Source organism: Streptosporangium sp. NPDC049376, from assembly GCF_044466505.1.
GTDB lineage: Bacteria > Actinomycetota > Actinomycetes > Streptosporangiales > Streptosporangiaceae > Streptosporangium.
Map to the genome: position 1 here is coordinate 93,710 of NZ_JBITMT010000011.1, position 15,858 is coordinate 109,567.

The 15,858-nt window shown below is 70.4% G+C and carries 10 protein-coding genes; 3 read left to right on the plus strand and 7 right to left on the minus strand.

All coding sequences use genetic code 11. From position 1 onward, the window contains the following. The first annotated feature begins 133 nt into the window (after window positions 1-133). A complete protein-coding gene (locus ACIBVQ_RS25835; RefSeq protein WP_399180524.1) occupies window positions 134-3,340 on the plus strand; it encodes a BTAD domain-containing putative transcriptional regulator in 3,207 nt (1,068 codons plus the stop codon). Here ACIBVQ_RS25835 and ACIBVQ_RS25840 read toward each other — a convergent pair. Both ACIBVQ_RS25840 and ACIBVQ_RS25845 read right to left on the minus strand, forming a co-directional pair. Next, entirely contained in the window at window positions 3,269-4,108 is an 840-nt protein-coding gene (locus ACIBVQ_RS25840; protein ID WP_399180526.1) for an ABC transporter permease, read from the minus strand. The two genes, ACIBVQ_RS25835 and ACIBVQ_RS25840, sit on opposite strands and share 72 nt — an antisense overlap. After that, window positions 4,105-5,121, minus strand: coding sequence for an ATP-binding cassette domain-containing protein (locus tag ACIBVQ_RS25845; RefSeq protein WP_399180528.1), 1,017 nt, complete (start codon window positions 5,119-5,121; stop codon window positions 4,105-4,107). Before ACIBVQ_RS25845 ends, ACIBVQ_RS25840 begins: the two co-directional genes overlap by 4 nt. A gap of 683 nt (window positions 5,122-5,804) precedes the next feature. Between ACIBVQ_RS25845 and ACIBVQ_RS25850 the strand changes: the two genes are divergently transcribed. After that, entirely contained in the window at window positions 5,805-8,339 is a 2,535-nt protein-coding gene (locus ACIBVQ_RS25850; RefSeq protein WP_399180530.1) for a GDSL-type esterase/lipase family protein, read from the plus strand. A gap of 212 nt (window positions 8,340-8,551) precedes the next feature. On the opposite strand, the gene ACIBVQ_RS25855 is transcribed toward ACIBVQ_RS25850, so the two are convergent. Further along, entirely contained in the window at window positions 8,552-8,902 is a 351-nt protein-coding gene (locus ACIBVQ_RS25855; RefSeq protein WP_399180532.1) for a hypothetical protein, read from the minus strand. Window positions 8,903-9,158: 256 nt separating this feature from the next. On the opposite strand from ACIBVQ_RS25855, the gene ACIBVQ_RS25860 reads away from it, so the two are divergent. Continuing rightward, a complete protein-coding gene (locus tag ACIBVQ_RS25860; protein ID WP_399180533.1) occupies window positions 9,159-12,245 on the plus strand; it encodes a BTAD domain-containing putative transcriptional regulator in 3,087 nt (1,028 codons plus the stop codon). 20 nt (window positions 12,246-12,265) lie between these two features. Here the strand turns inward: ACIBVQ_RS25860 and ACIBVQ_RS25865 are convergent, their stop codons facing one another. From ACIBVQ_RS25865 to ACIBVQ_RS25880, 4 genes are all read right to left on the minus strand, one after another. Continuing rightward, window positions 12,266-12,868, minus strand: a complete 603-nt coding sequence (locus ACIBVQ_RS25865; protein ID WP_399180535.1) for a DUF6461 domain-containing protein — start codon at window positions 12,866-12,868, stop codon at window positions 12,266-12,268. A 59-nt stretch (window positions 12,869-12,927) separates the two neighbouring features. Next, window positions 12,928-14,781, minus strand: coding sequence for an asparagine synthase-related protein (locus ACIBVQ_RS25870; RefSeq protein WP_399180537.1), 1,854 nt, complete (start codon window positions 14,779-14,781; stop codon window positions 12,928-12,930). A gap of 73 nt (window positions 14,782-14,854) precedes the next feature. Then, window positions 14,855-15,487: a hypothetical protein gene (locus tag ACIBVQ_RS25875; RefSeq protein WP_399180539.1), complete on the minus strand. Its 633-nt coding sequence runs from the start codon at window positions 15,485-15,487 to the stop codon at window positions 14,855-14,857. Further along, the gene (locus ACIBVQ_RS25880; RefSeq protein ID WP_399180541.1) at window positions 15,484-15,780 is read right to left on the minus strand and encodes a PadR family transcriptional regulator; all 297 of its coding nucleotides are present in this window, start codon (window positions 15,778-15,780) and stop codon (window positions 15,484-15,486) included. The genes ACIBVQ_RS25875 and ACIBVQ_RS25880 overlap by 4 nt, the downstream gene beginning before the upstream one ends. Window positions 15,781-15,858: the final 78 nt, after the last annotated feature.

Sequence of the window (15,858 nt, forward strand, 5' to 3'; positions counted from 1 at the left end):
ATGAGCGGGCCCTGCCGTGCCGTACGCGGCGGGGCCGGCGGTCGAATGTCGTAAATATCGCAGGTCAGTGGCCTTTTGAGGGGGAAATATATGCATTGCTACTGGAAGGCCGATACGCCGTAAGCTGGGGTGCGTGGCTCCGGTGCTGACCCTGCTCGACGGTGTCCGCTGGGAGGGTAGGCCACTGGCGGGCGATCGCGCGCATGCCCTGCTGGCCGTGCTCGTGCTGCACGGAAAGGCCGGGGTCAGCGACGATCGCCTGGTCCGGGAGCTGTGGTGGGAGGACCCGCCCGCCAACCCCGTCAAGGCGCTACAGGTCGTGGTCTCCCGTACCCGGTCCGCGACCGGCCCCGACGTCGTGGTGCGTACGGCGCGCGGCTACCGGCTGGGCCTGTCGGCGGACCAGGTCGACGCCCACCTGCTCGCCGACCTCGTGGGGCGGGCGGTCAAGGCGCTGGGCGAGGGGGACACGGCCCTGGCCCGCCGGTGTGCCGAGCAGGCGATCAGCCTGGCGGGGAGCGGTCGTGAGCCGTCGACCGGAGCGCTGGCCGACCTGCGCGCCGTCGCCGCCGGACACCTGGCCGAGGCCTGCCGGGTGCTGGCCCTCGCACGGGGCAGGGACGGCGACCACGCGGGCGCGCTTCCCCTGCTTGAGGAGCGCGTGGCCGCCCTTCCGCACGACGAGGAACTGCTGGCCTGCCTGCTGCGCAGTGAGGCGGCGGTGCGCGGTGTCGCCGCGGCGCTGGAACGCTACGAACGCTACCGGGCCGACCTCGCCGACCGGCTCGGCACCGATCCCGGGCCTGAGCTGACGCGGGTGCACGCCGGGCTGCTGGCCGCCGACCGGCCGGTGCGCGAGGGGCTTCGCTACGACGGTTCCTCGCTGCTCGGCCGTGAGGACGACATCCGTACGGTCCACGCCCTGCTGCAGAGCGGCAGGGTCGTCTCCATCGTCGGCCCCGGCGGCCTGGGCAAGACGCGGCTGGCCCACGTGGCGGGCAGGAACGCCGTGCAGCCGGTGGCGCACTTCGTCGAACTGGTCGCCGTGTCCTCTCCCGAGGGCGTGGTGGACGAGGTGGGGTCCGCGCTCGGGGTGCGTGACTCGGTCGTCGGACGGCGGGCGCTGACCCCGCAGCAGCGCGCCGACGTGCGGACCCGCATCGCCGCCCACCTGGACCAGGTGCCCTCCCTGCTCATCCTGGACAACTGCGAGCACGTCGTCGAGGCCGTGGCCGACCTGGTGGCCTTCCTCATCGCCACCACTCGTGACCTGCGGATTCTCACCACCTCACGCGCCCCGCTGGCGATCCCCGCCGAACGGGTCCACCAGCTCGGCGAGCTGGCCACGGGTGACGCGGTCGAGCTGTTCGGCCAACGGGCCACGGCGGCCCGTCCCGGTGTGCGGCTCGACGAGGAGGTCGTGCGCGAGATCGTCACCCGGCTCGACGGTCTACCGCTGGCCATCGAGCTGGCCGCGGCCAAGACGCGGATGATGTCGGCCGAGGAGATCAGACGGCGGCTGAACGACCGGTTCGCCCTGCTGCGTGGCGGTAACCGCAGCGCCCCCGACCGGCACCAGACGTTGCTCGCGGTCATCGACTGGTCCTGGAACCTGCTGGGCGAGCGGGAGCGGCGCGCACTGAGCCGGCTGTCGCTGTTCGGTGACGGCTTCACGTTGGAGACGGCCGAGTACATGCTCGGCTCGGACGCGCTGCACGCCGTGGACGCGCTGGTCGAGCAGTCCCTGCTGAGCGTCAGGGAGACCGCGTACGGCCTGCGCTACCGCATGCTGGAGACGGTCAGGGAGTTCGGCCTGATGCGCCTGGCCGAGGCCGGTGAGGAGGAGCGGGCGCGGGCGGCGCAACGGTCCTGGGCCGTCGAGTACGGCATACGCCATATCGACTATCTGTTCAGTGTCCGCCAGTTCGAGGCCGTGGACGCGCTGCGCGCCGAGGAGGGCAACCTGGCCGACCAGCTGCGCCGGGCGCTGGGCGAGGGCGACTCCGGCACGGTGATGCAGCTGATGTCCGCCGTGGGCGCGCTGTGGTCGATCCGTGGCGACCACCCCAGGATCGTCGTGCTGCGCGAGGCGCTGGTCCAGGCGCTCGACGGCTGGGTCCCGCCCCCGGAGCTTGAGGAGGCGACCAGGGCGGCCCTGCTCATCATGCTCATGAACATGATGGGGATGACCGACCGCACGCTGCGCGACCTGCTCACCCACCTGCCCGAACGCGAAAGCCCCGTCCCCCGCCTGGCCGCGATGACGCGGGTGGTGCTGGCCAGTGACTCCCCCAACGGGAACCAGGTCATCCAGCGACTGACCGAGCTGAGCCTGAGTTCCGACCACGACCTCGCCCTGATGGCGGGGCAGGCGCTGGCCCACGCGCTGGAGAACATCGGAGCGGCGGAGGCCGCGTGCGCGGCGGCGGAGCGGGCGCTGGCCGTGGTGCGGGAGGACGACGGGCCGTGGCAGAAGGCCGTCCTGCGGGCCACACTCGCCCAGCTGACCCTGCAACAGGGAGACCACGAGCAGGCGGTCCGCCACGCCCGTGCCGCCCTTCCCGCCATGATCAGGATCGGCGCCACCGACGACGAGGTGCAACTGCGCGCCGTCATCATCCACAACGCCATCCAGACGGGTGATCTGGAGACGGCCGAGGCCGAGTTCGCCGAACTGACGCGGATCAGCGAGAGCGAGGCGGTGCAGGGCGAGATGGTGTTCATCCCGATGTGCGCGGCCGAACTGTCCCTCGCCCGCGGTGACACGGCGCACGCCCTGGCCCAGTACCGCCTGGCCGTACAGCGGGCCCGTGACATGCGGCTGACCGCAGGTCTTCCGAGCGGCAGCGAACCGTGGGTGATCGTCATCACCGCCTTCGCGCTGACGGCCCACGCCTACCACGCCGGCCCGGCCGACCTGCGTCACGGCGAGGAACTGTTCGCCGACCGGTCCTTCCTGCTGAACGGGGAGATGCTGAGCGCGCGCAGCCTCTACATCGACTACCCGGTGGTCGGGACGATGCTGTTCGCGCTCGGAGCGTGGGGCCTGCTGTGGGAGGCGCTGCCCGCGCACGAGGCGATCAGGCTGCTGGTGCTCGCCGAGCGCTTCTCCTACAGCCAGATGATGTCCAGCATGGCCTTCGACCGGATCGAACCGCACGCGGAGAGGGCCGCGCCCGGTCTGATCTCCGCGATACGGGCGGAGTACGGCGACCGGCGCGGCCCCGAGTTGCTCGACGAGGCCAGGAAGGCGCTGCGCGGCCACGGCTCAGATGTGCCGCTTGTAGGAACGCACCGCCAGCGGCGCGAAGATCAGGATGCAGATCAGGCAGGCCAGTAGCGTCCAGGCCACCTCCCCGCTCACGACACCGTTGTTGGCCAGGTCGCGGGCCGCCGTGACCAGGTGCGAGACCGGGTTGACCCGGACGAAGGCGGCCAGCCAGCCCGGCAGCGTGTCCACCGGCACGAACGCGTTGGACAGGAACGTCAGCGGGAACATGATCATCATCGAGATTCCCTGCACCGCCTGGGCGCTGCGTGCGATGGTGCCGACCCAGGTGAAGGCCCACGCCAGCGACCAGCCCGTGACGATCGACAGCGCGATCGCGCCGAGCGTCCCGAACACGCCGCCGCCCGGCCGGTAGCCCATGAGGACGCCCATGCCGAAGGTCAGCCCCGAGGCGATCGTGTAACGCACCAGGTCGGCGACCATCGGCCCGGCCAGCGGCGCGATGCGGGCGATCGGCAGCGACTTGAACCGGTCGAAGACCCCCTTCTCCATGTCCTCACGGAGCTGGATGCCGGTCGCCATACAGGTGGTCAGCACGGTCTGGGCGAGGATGCCGGGAATCATGAGTGGCAGGTAGTTGCCCACGTTCCCGGCGATGGCGCCGCCGAAGATGTAGGCGAACATCGCCGTGAACAGGATGGGCTGCATCGTCACGTCGATGAACTGCTCGGGGTTGCGGAACATCTTCTTCACCGCCCGCCAGGCCATCATCATGGTCTGGCTGAGCGTCTCGCCGACCGAGACGCGCCGCCGCGCGGACGCCACCCGGTCGGCGGCCCGTACGGGCTGGTGGGCGGCCGGTGCGGTCAGGGTGCTCATCGGTTCTCTCCGTCGTTGTCGTTCTTCTCGTCGGCCTCGTGACCGGTGAGGGCCAGGAACACCTCGTCCAGGCTGGGCTTGTCCACGCTCACCGACGCTACGGACACCCCCGCGGTGCGTAGCGCGATCAGCACGTCGGCGGCCAGGTCCGCCTGGCCGAGCGGGGCGGTGAGCCGTCCCTGCTCCGGGCTGAGCACGGGCTCGACGCCGACCACACGGCGCACGATGTCCGAGGCCTGCCGCATCTCACCGGGTACGGCGAGCACGACCTGCAGGGCGGAGTCGCCGACCGTGGTCTTCAGCTCGTCCGGGGTGCCCTCGGCCACCTTCCTGCCGTGGTCGATGACGGCGATCCGGTCGGCGAGCTGGTCGGCCTCGTCGAGGTACTGGGTGGTCAGCAGGACGGTGCAGCCGTCGGCGACCAGGTCGCGGATGGTGTCCCACATCTGTCCACGCGTACGGGGGTCGAGTCCGGTGGTCGGCTCGTCCAGGAAGATCAACGGCGGCCTGGTGATCAGGCTGGCGGCCAGGTCGAGCCGCCGCCGCATGCCCCCGGAGAACTGCGCGATCGGCTTGTTGGCGGCCTCCTCAAGCCCGAACCGCCCCAGCAGGTCGGTGGAGATCCGCTTCGCCTCCGCGGAGCCGATGCCCTGCAGCCGCCCGAACAGCCACAGGTTCTCCCGGGCGGTCAGGTTCTCGTCGACCGACGCGTACTGGCCGGTGACCCCGACCAGCTGCCTGATCACGTGCGGGTTGTCGGCCACGTCGACGCCGAAGATCTCGGCGCGTCCGGCGTCGATCTTCAGCAGCGTCGCCAGCATCCGCATCGTCGTGGTCTTGCCCGCGCCGTTGGGGCCGAGGACCCCGAAGACCTCGCCGGGCCGTACGTCCAGGTCGATCCCGTCGACGGCGCGGTACGTGCCGAACGTCTTGACCAGTCCTTCGGCCCGAACGGCGCTCACCGCCGTCTCGGCACCGGACCTCGTCTGTCTTGCCTCTTGGGTGATGCTCATGGACACAGGTTCGACGACCCGGGTTTCACCACACCTTCGCCCCGGTTTCGCGGCGCCTCCTGGGTGAAACCCGAGGAGTTCAGGCGTTTGCAGAAACCGTCAACACATTCTGCGGAAACCGTCAACGACATTCCGCCGGAGAATCAACAGACTGGCTTCAGCCTTTCGTTCGGAAAGGAGAGAAGCAGAGTCCGTGCCAGGGGTCGCCGTTTCTCCGGCGAACGTCCCCCTTCGATCCGTACCGCGTGCCCGCGCGCAGCCGAGGCACGTCCGGACCTGCGGGAACAGGGGACCGCGGTAGCGCGAGCCGTACCTCACATGGGCAGCAGGCGGGATCGATCCGGGTACGGCTGTCGCGACATGCTTGCCGGTGCGGTGTCCGATTCCGTCCAGGAGTGCCTCCCGCCGGGAGGCAGCCGTGCCGCACCCAAGCCCGTACAGGTCCGCTGGTCTGGCCGGGAGAGCCGACGCGCCCGCGTTCGCGACCGTGACCGCTCTGTCATGACACGCCGGTTCGCCGAGTCGGGCGCGACCGGAACGCCTTTTAGGAGAGCTTCTTGAGAAAGTCGTTATATACCGCGCCGGTCGCACGGCTGCGTTTGCCGGGTCCACCGTCGGCCTCGAATGTGGGAGCCGGCCGCCCCCGAGGCTGGTGGAGCCGGATCGCCGCGGTTGTGGTCTCCGTGACGCTGGTCCTGGCCGGCGCCGTCACGCCCGCGCAAGCGGGTGCACCGCTCCGGCCGTCCTCGTGCGAGGGCGCCGACCGCGCCGCCGCCCGGCTGGGGGGCATCGGGCCCGCCGGCGTCGGCCAGGCCTCGGCGATACGCCTGATGTGCGCGGGTGAGGCCCCTGCGCGCCTCGCCGCGTTGGCGGAGGACGCCGACGACGTGGTGATGAGCTTCGAGGTCTCGCAGGTCGACCGTGGTCCCCTCCAGGCCGAGGTGGACAAGATCCACAGAGCACAGGCGACGGGTCAGTCGCTGAGCGATCACATGATCACGCTCCTGAAGTCGTACGAGGTGGGCGTTTACCCGGACGCATGGGAAGGCGTCGGGTTCGAAGGCTCCATCCAGGTGATCGACACCGGGGTGGCCATCGTGATACCGGCCGACCAGGTCGGCCCGAACGCGAACTGGTGGCAGAAGTTCCTCTCCGCCACTGTGGGGACGGGCGCGATGATCCTGACCTCGGCGTTGTGCCTGGGAGCCTTCAATGTCGGCGCCCCGGCGGCCGCGCCGTTCTGCGGAGCCCTCGGTGGATTCGTGGGGGGCATGATCGGGGAGTTGTTGAACGCCTATTTCGACAACAGGCCGTTCACCGACCCGGCGGTCTGGACGGAGGCGTTGGCGGTGGGCATCCACGGAGCCATCACCGGCGCCGTGCTGGGCAAGGCGCTCGCGGTGATGGAGACGGGGGCCAACCCCCTGCTCCAGAAGATCGCGCAGGGCGTGAAGAACCTGGCGGCGAAGTTCACCGCGTTCCGGAGCCCGCTTGAGTTCGTGGCCCAATATCTTGAGGGCCTCGCTCCAGCCCTTCTCGCGAATCTCCACAGGCTCCGCAACGGCATCGGATCCGCGAGCCTGCGTCCGATGGCACTCGGGTCGTCCAGCACTTACGGGGAAGGCAGTTCGGACGGGAACGGTTACCGCGACACCGCCGATCAGGGGTTCAACGATCTCGCGGAGCGCAGGGCACAGCCCGCCGGTACCGAGGTCAGTGACGACGTCACCCCCTGGGTGGACTGGGTGGGCTCGGTCCGGGTGGGGACGATGGAGGACCGGGAGGTCGAGGGCTGGCGTGGATACACGATCGACCTGATCGCCGGGAAGGCCCAGTGCGCGGTCAAGGTGTTCAAGCCCAACGTCATCACGCTCATCGCCGGCGGCAACGATGTCCTCTACGACATCCAGATGGACGGTGCGATCGGGCGGCTCCAAAGACTGGTCGAGCAGATCGCCGGTGACTCTCCGAGGGCCGTCGTCCTGGTGGCGGGGATGCAGCCCTTGAACTCCCCGAAATTTCCCGGCGCCAACGCGCGGGGTGAGGCGTTCACCGCCCAGATCCCCGCCATGGTCGATCTGCTGGTGAAACGCGGCCTGCGTGTGGTGTACACCGACACCACCGGATTGGAGCTCTCCGACATCGGCACCGATGGCATTCACCCCACTGACCAGGGCTACGAGAAGATCGGCACGGCGTTCGTGAAGGCGGCCGGTCAGGCGAGTGACAGAGGTTGGCTCCGGCCGCCGGCCGAGCAGGATCCCGGCCAGGTGTCCGACGCCTGTGGCGGCCCGAGGGACGACGGTACCGGCACCGGTGACAACAGCTCCAAGCTCGGCCCGAACTGGGAGGACCGCGGCGTCATCCAGGACCAGCAGTACCCCAACACCAGCCGGTTCTGGATGGTCGACGTCAACAAGGACCGCAAGGCCGAGTTCGTCGCGGTCGACGAGAAGCAGAACTTCCGGTTCTGGTGGAACAGCGGGCCCTCCGGCAAGAACTGGATGCCCTTCGTCGAAGGCCAGAACTCCTACAAACCCGCGGCCGGGGCGGTGGGCAACATGCTGCGGTTCGGTGACGTGGACGGCGACGGGTTCCCCGACTGCATGGTGGTGTGGCTGACCGGCAAGGTCGAGGTCTCCACCTGGAAGGGCGACAACCCCTCCGGCCAACGCATGTGCATGAACAAATACGGCGGCATGGCCAGTGTCTTCGACGAGGGGTCGCAGGGTGAGATCCTGAACATCGACCCGGCCACGAAGATCCGGTTCGCCGACGTCACCGGGGGCGGCCGGGACGACTACCTGCTGATCAAACCGGACGGCACGACGACCGCCGCGTACAACAGGGACTTCCAGAACAAGGACGGCCGCAAGTGGCTGGACTGGACCGCTCCCCAGCAGATCAGTGGCGCCCTGGCCAACCCCCGGGAGATCCGCTACGCCGACATCAACGGTGACAAGCGGGCCGACCGCATCCTGATCACCCTCAAGGGCGGCGCCCGCGCCTGGATCAACGAGGGAGCCAAGGGCGCGGGCGGCACCTACCGCGACATCGGCAGGATCGCCGGGGACGGTGACCTGCCGCCCAAGGACATCCAGTTCGCCGACATCGACGGGGACGGCAAGGCCGACTTCCTGCGCATCGGCTGGACCGGTGTCACCCACGCCTGGCTCAACAAAATCCCCGCCGACTACTTCGACACCTTCCACCCCTGAATGAAGACTCCGGGGTGCCCGATGCGCCGGTCACACCATCGGGCACCCCAGACCCGCGGTCACCGCTGTGGAACGGGCCCGGAACAGGAGTGCGAGAAACCGTACGGTGGGCCTGGGAATGGCCGATCAAAGATTCCTCGGAGGAGGTCAGCCGGAACGCCCCCGTCCAGCCGGCCGTTCTCTTCAGCTCTTGTGAGTGGCGTATATCGCGTTCAGCACCTGCTGGAAGAACTCGCGTAGTAGACGCTCCGGCCGGTCGGCTCGGGCCAGGTGGCGTAGGAGACGGTCTTCGTCGACCGTCCGGGGACGGCGTGCGGCCCGGAGTCCTGGTTCCAGACCTTGTCGATGCAGACGTAGCGCGTGGAGGAGCACTCGTTGGAGAGGTCCACCCTCCTGGCGTACCCGACGTCGTAGAAGTGGTGCTGAACCTGGCAGGCGGCCTTGTTCACAGAGGACGTCGGCAGGCCGGCACCGGCGGAGCTGGCGTTGGAAGGGGTGGCGAAGACGGACAGGGCGAGCGTGCCGACCGCCACGGCGAACGCGAACTTTGTCGTGGTGTTCATTTTCTCGGCTTTCTCTGTAGGGAGTTCAGGTTCGCGGTCGACCGTTTCGCACAGCCCACCGTTTCGGCCTGAGATTCGTTCCGACCCTACGAACGCCCGCTTTTGTTTCGCTATCGACCCGATATGACGGCGACGCCGGTCGTGACCTCCGGAGAACGATCCCTTTTCGTGCTGGGTAACGGCCCTCGCCCCCGCGTGAAACGACCACGGTTTCTCTCCGGACGGACGGGGCGCCCGCCCTCGCTATCGTGATCACATGGGGGCTGACGTACGGTTCAACATCCTGGGGCGGCTCGAAGCGACGGTCGACGGCAGGCCGGTGCGGCTGGGCGGTCCGCGGGCCCGGGCCGTACTGGCCATGCTGGTCGTCGGCCACGGCCAGGTGCTCAGCATCGACCGGTTGGCCACCGCCTGGGGGCGGCACCCGCCGGCGACCGTACGCAACCAGGTCATGATCGCGGTGGCGGCCCTGCGCAGGGAACTACGCGGGATGGGCGCCGGACCGGAGATCATCAGGACGGAGGGGTCCGGCTACCGGCTGGCCGGTGGCCTGGTGGACACGCACCAGGCGGAGCGGTGCATCGATCGGGGCAGGCAGGCGGCTCGGGCCGGACGACAGGCCGAGGCCGCCGACCTGCTGGGGCAGGCCCTGACACTGTGGCGCGGCCCGGTGCTCGCCGACCTGGAACTGGAGGAGCTGGCGGCCTTCGCCGGACGGTGGGAGGAGCTGCGCCTGAGCGTCCTTGAGGAGCGGGCCGAACTGGGCCTGGCCCTCGGCCGGCATCGCGACCTGGTCGGTGAGCTGTCCGAACTGCTCGCCGAGCATCCGCTGAGGGAACATCTGCGGGCACTGCTCATGACGGCGCTGCACGGCTCCGGGCGGCGGTCCGACGCGCTGGAGGTGTACCGCGAGGGGCGAACCCTGCTCGCGGACGAACTCGGCCTCGACCCCGGGCCCGAGCTGCGCCGGTTGGAGGCGACCATCCTCGCCGACGCCCCCGACCCCGAGCCGTTCCACGGACGCGAGGAGGCGGGGCAGGTGCCCGCCGAGTTACCCGCCGACGTGACCGGCTTCGTGGGGCGTGAACGCGACCTGGCTCTGCTGCGCCGGAATGCCCTCGCCGTGGGTGCTCCCTCCATCGCGACCGTCACCGGCGCGGCCGGCGCAGGCAAGACCGCCCTGGCCGTACGGTTCGGCCATCTCGTGGCCGAGGAGTTCCCCGACGGCCGGCTCTACGTGAACCTGCGCGGGCACGCGGCCCGCCCGCCCATGCCGCCGCTGGAGGCCCTCGTGCGGATGCTCGGTTCGCTCGGGATACCCCCGGAGCGGATCCCCGAGCAGGAGGAGGCCGCGGCCGGTCTGTACCGCTCGCGCCTGTCGGGCCGCCGGATGCTGGTGCTGCTCGACGACGCGCGGACGGCCGAACAGGTACGGCCCCTGTTACCCGGCGATCCCGGTTGCCTGGTCGTCGTCACCAGCCGCAACGCGCTCGCCGGGCTGACCGTCTCCCACGGCGCCTGGAACCTGTCACTCGGCGTGCTCGACCGGGACAACAGCGCCCGGCTGCTGGCCTCCATGGTCGGGGAACAACGGTTGTCGGCGGAGCCGGAGGCGGCCGAGCGGATCGTACGGCTGTGCGGAGGACTCCCGCTGGCCCTGCGTGTGGCCGCCGCGACGCTGGCGACGCGTCCGCGAAGGTCGCTGGGCGAGTACGCCGCCGCGTTGTCCGCGCGAGGGCTGGACCTGCTGCGGATCGACGGCGACGTGGCGGTCCGGGCGGCGTTCGAACTGTCGTACACGGGCCTGCCGGAGGCGGAGCGGCGCCTGTTCAGGCTGCTGGGGCTGGTCCAGGGGCCCGACGTCACCGCGTCGGCCGTCGCCTCCCTGGCCGACATCGAGATCGCCGAGGCCGAACAGCTCCTGGACCGCCTCGCCGCCGCCCACCTGATCGAGGAGTACCGGCCGTACCGGTACACCTGTCACGACCTGCTCCGGCAGTACGCGGGAGAGCTCACACTCCGCGACGACGATCCCGCGACCGGCGTCCGGGCCCTCGAACGCCTCGGCGACCGGTACCTGGCCGAGGCCGTCGCGGCGGCGGAGAGCGCCTATCCCTCGATCACCCGCCTGCCGCTCCCCGTCCCGTCCGGGCTCGGGCCCCGCGCCGAGGCGATGGCCTGGTTCAGCGCCGAGCAGGCCAACCTCGTCGCCTTCGCCCTGCACGCCGCCGGCGCCGTCGACCCCTCCTCCGCCGCCCGCAGGCCTCCGGTCACCGGCCCCAGACGACACGCCTGGCTGATCGCCGACGCCCTGCGTGGTCACCTCGTCCACCACACCGCCACCAGCCTGGCCGACATCGTGGCGATCGCCGACGCCGCGACACACGCGGCCACCGTCGAGGACGACCCGCTCGGCCTGGCGGCGGCGCACCTCTGCGCGGGCACGGCCGCTCTGTGCCGCGCCGACTACTCCGCCGCCCACGCCGCCTGTGAGCTGGCCATTCGGTACAGCGAGCACGCGGGCTGGTCCGCGGGCGCCGCCGCCGCGCACAACAACGCCGCCACCGCCTGTCATGACCTGGGCAGGCTCCGCCAGGCCATCGACCACCTCGTCAGGTCCGTCGAGCTCAACCGCGAGATCGGCGACACCTACGGCGAGGCCCGCGCCATGGGCAACCTGGGTACCGTGCACCTGGAATGCGGCGACCTGGAGGCGGCGGAACGGCACCTGCGCGACGCCCTCGTCCTCCACCGTCACCTGCGCGGCAGCGAGCTGAGCCACTCCCTCAACGAGCTCGCGACCGTCCGGCGTCTCAGCGGCGACCTGGACGAGGCACTGGCCCTCGCCACCGAGGCGCTCGGCCACGACCGCGAGAGCGGCCTGCACGTGCCCGAGGCCAAGATCCTGACCACGCTGGCGGAGATCCACCGTGACCGCGGCCGTCTCGACCTCGCCCTTGAGGCCGCGGTCTCGGCCGGTGAGCGCGCGGAAGGCGCGCGCCACGTTTACGCCATGTGCCGCGCCACGCACGTCCTCGGCACCGTCCAGGCGATGACCGGACAGCACGGCGAGGCTCTCGACGCCCACCAGCGAGCACTCACGTACGCCGTCACGGCGGGCATGGTGCACCTGCAGGTCAGGCCGCTGCTCGGCCTCGCCCGCGCGCACGCCGACCTGGGCACGCACGACCGCGCGATCCGGTACGCCCGTCAAGCTCTGGACCAGGCGTCCTCGACGGGCTACCTCCTGCTGGAGGACCTGGCGCTGTCACTCCTGGCCGACCTCGAAGGGAGGCCACGGCCGGCACGCCGTGAGGAGGACGGGCACCGTACCCGGCGGTGACGCGGCGCGAGGGCCTACGGTCACCGCTGTGAGGCGGGCCTGAAACAGGAATGCGGGGCGTCGAACCAGTCGGCGGCGATGTCCGTTCCCGTCAGCCGTCCGATGAGCGTCAGCGTCGAGCTGATGCTCTCGTCCTCTTCCACGAGGTCCTCGGGGCCTCCCGGGGTCGCGGGGTCGTACGGGTCGTTGAGCTGGAAACGCAACCCCTCCATCAGATGGTCGAGCGCGTGCGGGTCGTCACCGGACCTCTCGTCGGGCGACAGGGGGTCGAAGGAGACGACCATGCGCCCGTCGCGGGCGTACGCGAACCGCTCGGTGTGGTTGACGTCCATGGTGAGGCCGACGGCCTGCCCGCCGTTGGCACTGAGAGGCGGCAAAGACCGGTCGTCGTACGTTCCGGGCACGACGCAGAGCCAGTCTCCGACCTCGGCGACCCAGACGGAACCGTCGTCGATGTTGCGGTCGAGGATCTCGCTCAGACGGCAGGGTGTGCGGGTGCTCGGGTCCAGGGAGAACTTCGCCGTGATGGCCGCGGCGTCCATTCCCTGAACCCATGTGGCACCGAATCCCAGCGCCCACAGGTCCATGTCGTGGTCGAGTCCCTCGGTGAACACGGTCGACACGAGGAGCCGATAGAGACGTGTTTCCTGCCGAAGACGCATGGGGGAAGTCAACCATTCGATCAACGCGGAATGGGGATGCGCAGGGAAGGCAGGTCAGGGGGATCGGGGGTGGCGAAGGCGTCGGTGAGCATCGTGGAGACGGTGTAGAGGTGCCACAGGACGTCCATCCGGGAGTCCGGCAGCCGTGCCACCTGGGCCGCGTCCACGACGTGTGCCAGCCCGTCCGCCCGCAGTTCCCCGCGGTCGTCGATCACGGCCGCGCGCAGCAGGCCGGTCAGCTCGGCCGAGGGCTCGGTCCGCCAGTTCCAGGGCTTCCCCGCGGAAGCCGCGGAGGCTTTCAGGAAACCGGCAGGAGAACCGGCGGAAGGCCCGGAACGCAGGGGCAGGCCACGTGAGCGGAGCCGGTCCCACAGGCTCGGGCGGCTCTCCTCGGTGAACCGCCACGGACGCCCCTCGACGGGCACGTCCCGCAGCGAGGGCGCGAAGGCGTTGATCACCCCGTGGATGAGCGCCTCCGAGCGTCGCCACAGCGGGTCGATCCCGAGCGCGGTCCTGACGACCAGGTTGTCGAGGAACGGCGGGACCGGGTTCTGGCCGCGCAGCAACGACGCCCGCGAGGCGGCGTGCCAGCGGCCCACACGGTGCGCCAGATACAGCCGGTCCAGGGCGCCGGGGCCGTCCAGGTCCCGCCAGGGGGAGGCCAGGGCCTGGGCGTGCTGTCTGCCCTGGTCGGTCAGCAGGTCGGCGTTCCTGCTGAAGAGGCCGTCGATCCGCCGCCTGACGGCCTTGGCGTCCAGACCGGTCTGGTTGTGCAGGAACCCGCCCCGCAGGACCTCCCCGCCGTGCCCGGACATCCGTGGCGTGGGGTCGAACCGTACGCCGGCCGGGATGTTCTCGTAGACCGAGATCATGCCCTCGCAGGCGAACAGGACGTTGTGGCCGCGAACGTGGGGATGGGGGACGACCAGCTCCGTGCCGTCGTCGGACCGTTTCGGCCGGGCGACGCTGTGCCGTACGCCGAGGGCCCGCGCGACACGTTCGGCGAGCACCACGTCGGGGCTGTCGTCATGCCCGGAGGTGGCCGTCACGAACGGGATGCCGGCCCTGTGCAGCAGCGCGGCGAGGAGACGGCTGTCACGGCCACCGGTGAGCGACAGCCGTACCGGCTCGGTGGTGTGGCGCAGCGGTCGTACGGCGGTGAGTAGCGCGTCGGCGAGTTCGTCGACCTGGGCGCGTGCCGCGCGTCGGGAGGCGGGGGCCTCGCGGGCCTCGGGGAACGGGGTCTCGGTGACGGTACGGCGCCCGCCCTCGACCCTGATCTCGGCGGCCGGGGGCAGCGCGCCGACCCCGTGGAACGGCGTCTCGTCGGACAGGAAGTAGCCCGCCCGCACCATCGACTCAAGGGCGGCCAGGTCCCAGACGATCGCGGGGCGGCTCGACGACGTCTCGGCGGCCCTGGCGACGAGGTGCACGAGCAGCGCGCGGCTGCCGATGACGTGGACGTCCGGGGTCTCGGCGTGGAAGACGGGACAGGCCCGGGTGAGCCCGGTGGCGGCGCTCACCTCCGTCCCGGCGACCCGGAAGATCGAGAAGACACCACCGGTGCGGGTGACGGCCTCGCCGAGCCGGGGTACGGCGAGCAGCCGGTCCACCTCGGACGGTTCGGCCAGGTGCCCGGTGAGGGCCGCGACCCGGCCGCCACCGGAGCACATGATCGGCGACCCGTGCCCCTCGGGTTCGTTCGACCAGGACAGCAGCGCCGTGTCACCGGTGGCCGAGTGCCACTCGTCCGAGGCCAGGGTCGAGGCGGGCACCGGGAAGGCACGGGCGATCCCCTGGCGTGCCGCGTCGAGGACCACGGGCGGCAGCGGGACGCCCGTACGTCTGGCGACGATCATCAGATGGACACGCAAGGCGACCTCCCGGACATCGGTGATCCACATCCCTGTTCCGCCGATGCCCGGGTTCACCTTCACGAAGGACGGGTCAGTCGCGCTTCCTGGGGATGTTCCAGCGGCGGCGAAGGTGCTCGACGCCCAGGTGGAAGGCGACGATGGTGGGCAGCGTGTAGAAGGCCGAACCCCAGCCCTGGGCGAGGTGGACGTTGACCGCGGCGAAGGCCAGCACCGAACCCAGGGGCCACCAGGTGCGGTGGTTGGAGGCGAGCACCCAGCACGCGGCCCTCAGCAGCAGGGTGCCGAGGTCGTACAGCCTCATCAACAGGGCGGCGCGGACTAGGCCGAGGCCGTACCGGACGGGGTTCGGGGAGGCCTCGACGGCGGCCTGCCAGTCTTCGGCCTGCCACCGCCGGGCGCGGCCGCCGACGCGCAGGGCGAGGCGTAGCGCGAGGAGGCCGTGTGTCCTGTTCCGGAAGGCCGGACTGTCGAGGACGTTGACCGAGACGATGGAGCCACCGACGAACAGGGCCATCCCGGCGAAGGACAGGCTGCCCGACAGGTCGCCGCTGTCCAGCCAGACGTAGACGCTGAAGGCGAGGAGAAGAAGGGTGGCGGCGACGGCGATGCCGATGATCATGAGACGTTCGTGGTCGCTGATCTCGGCGGACGCCGAGTCGTCGGAGTCGAACCAGCCCGCCGTGCCGACCGGGTCGTCGATCACCGTCCGGTCCTCCTCGGACTCCAGGACCACAGCGAGGTACGGCCCCGCCGGAGGGCGGCGTACTCCTGGCGGCCGGTGCCGGACAGGGTGTAGAGACGGCGCCGGGGCCGGCCCTCGGGGACACCCGCCTCCCAGGAGCCGGTGATCCACCCGGCCTTCTCCAGCCGTTCGAGAAAGGGATAGACCGTGCCGGGACCGAGCCCGGTCTCCTCGGTGACGCGGTATCCCCACAGCGGGTCGTCGGGATCGGTGGCCAGGAACAGATCAAGGACAAGTCGTGTGGTGGTGGTCAATCGAATCTTCGGCGGCGGATCGATCATCGGGCACCCCCATATTGATGAAGATACGTCCGCTGTGTCCCGGACGTGGAG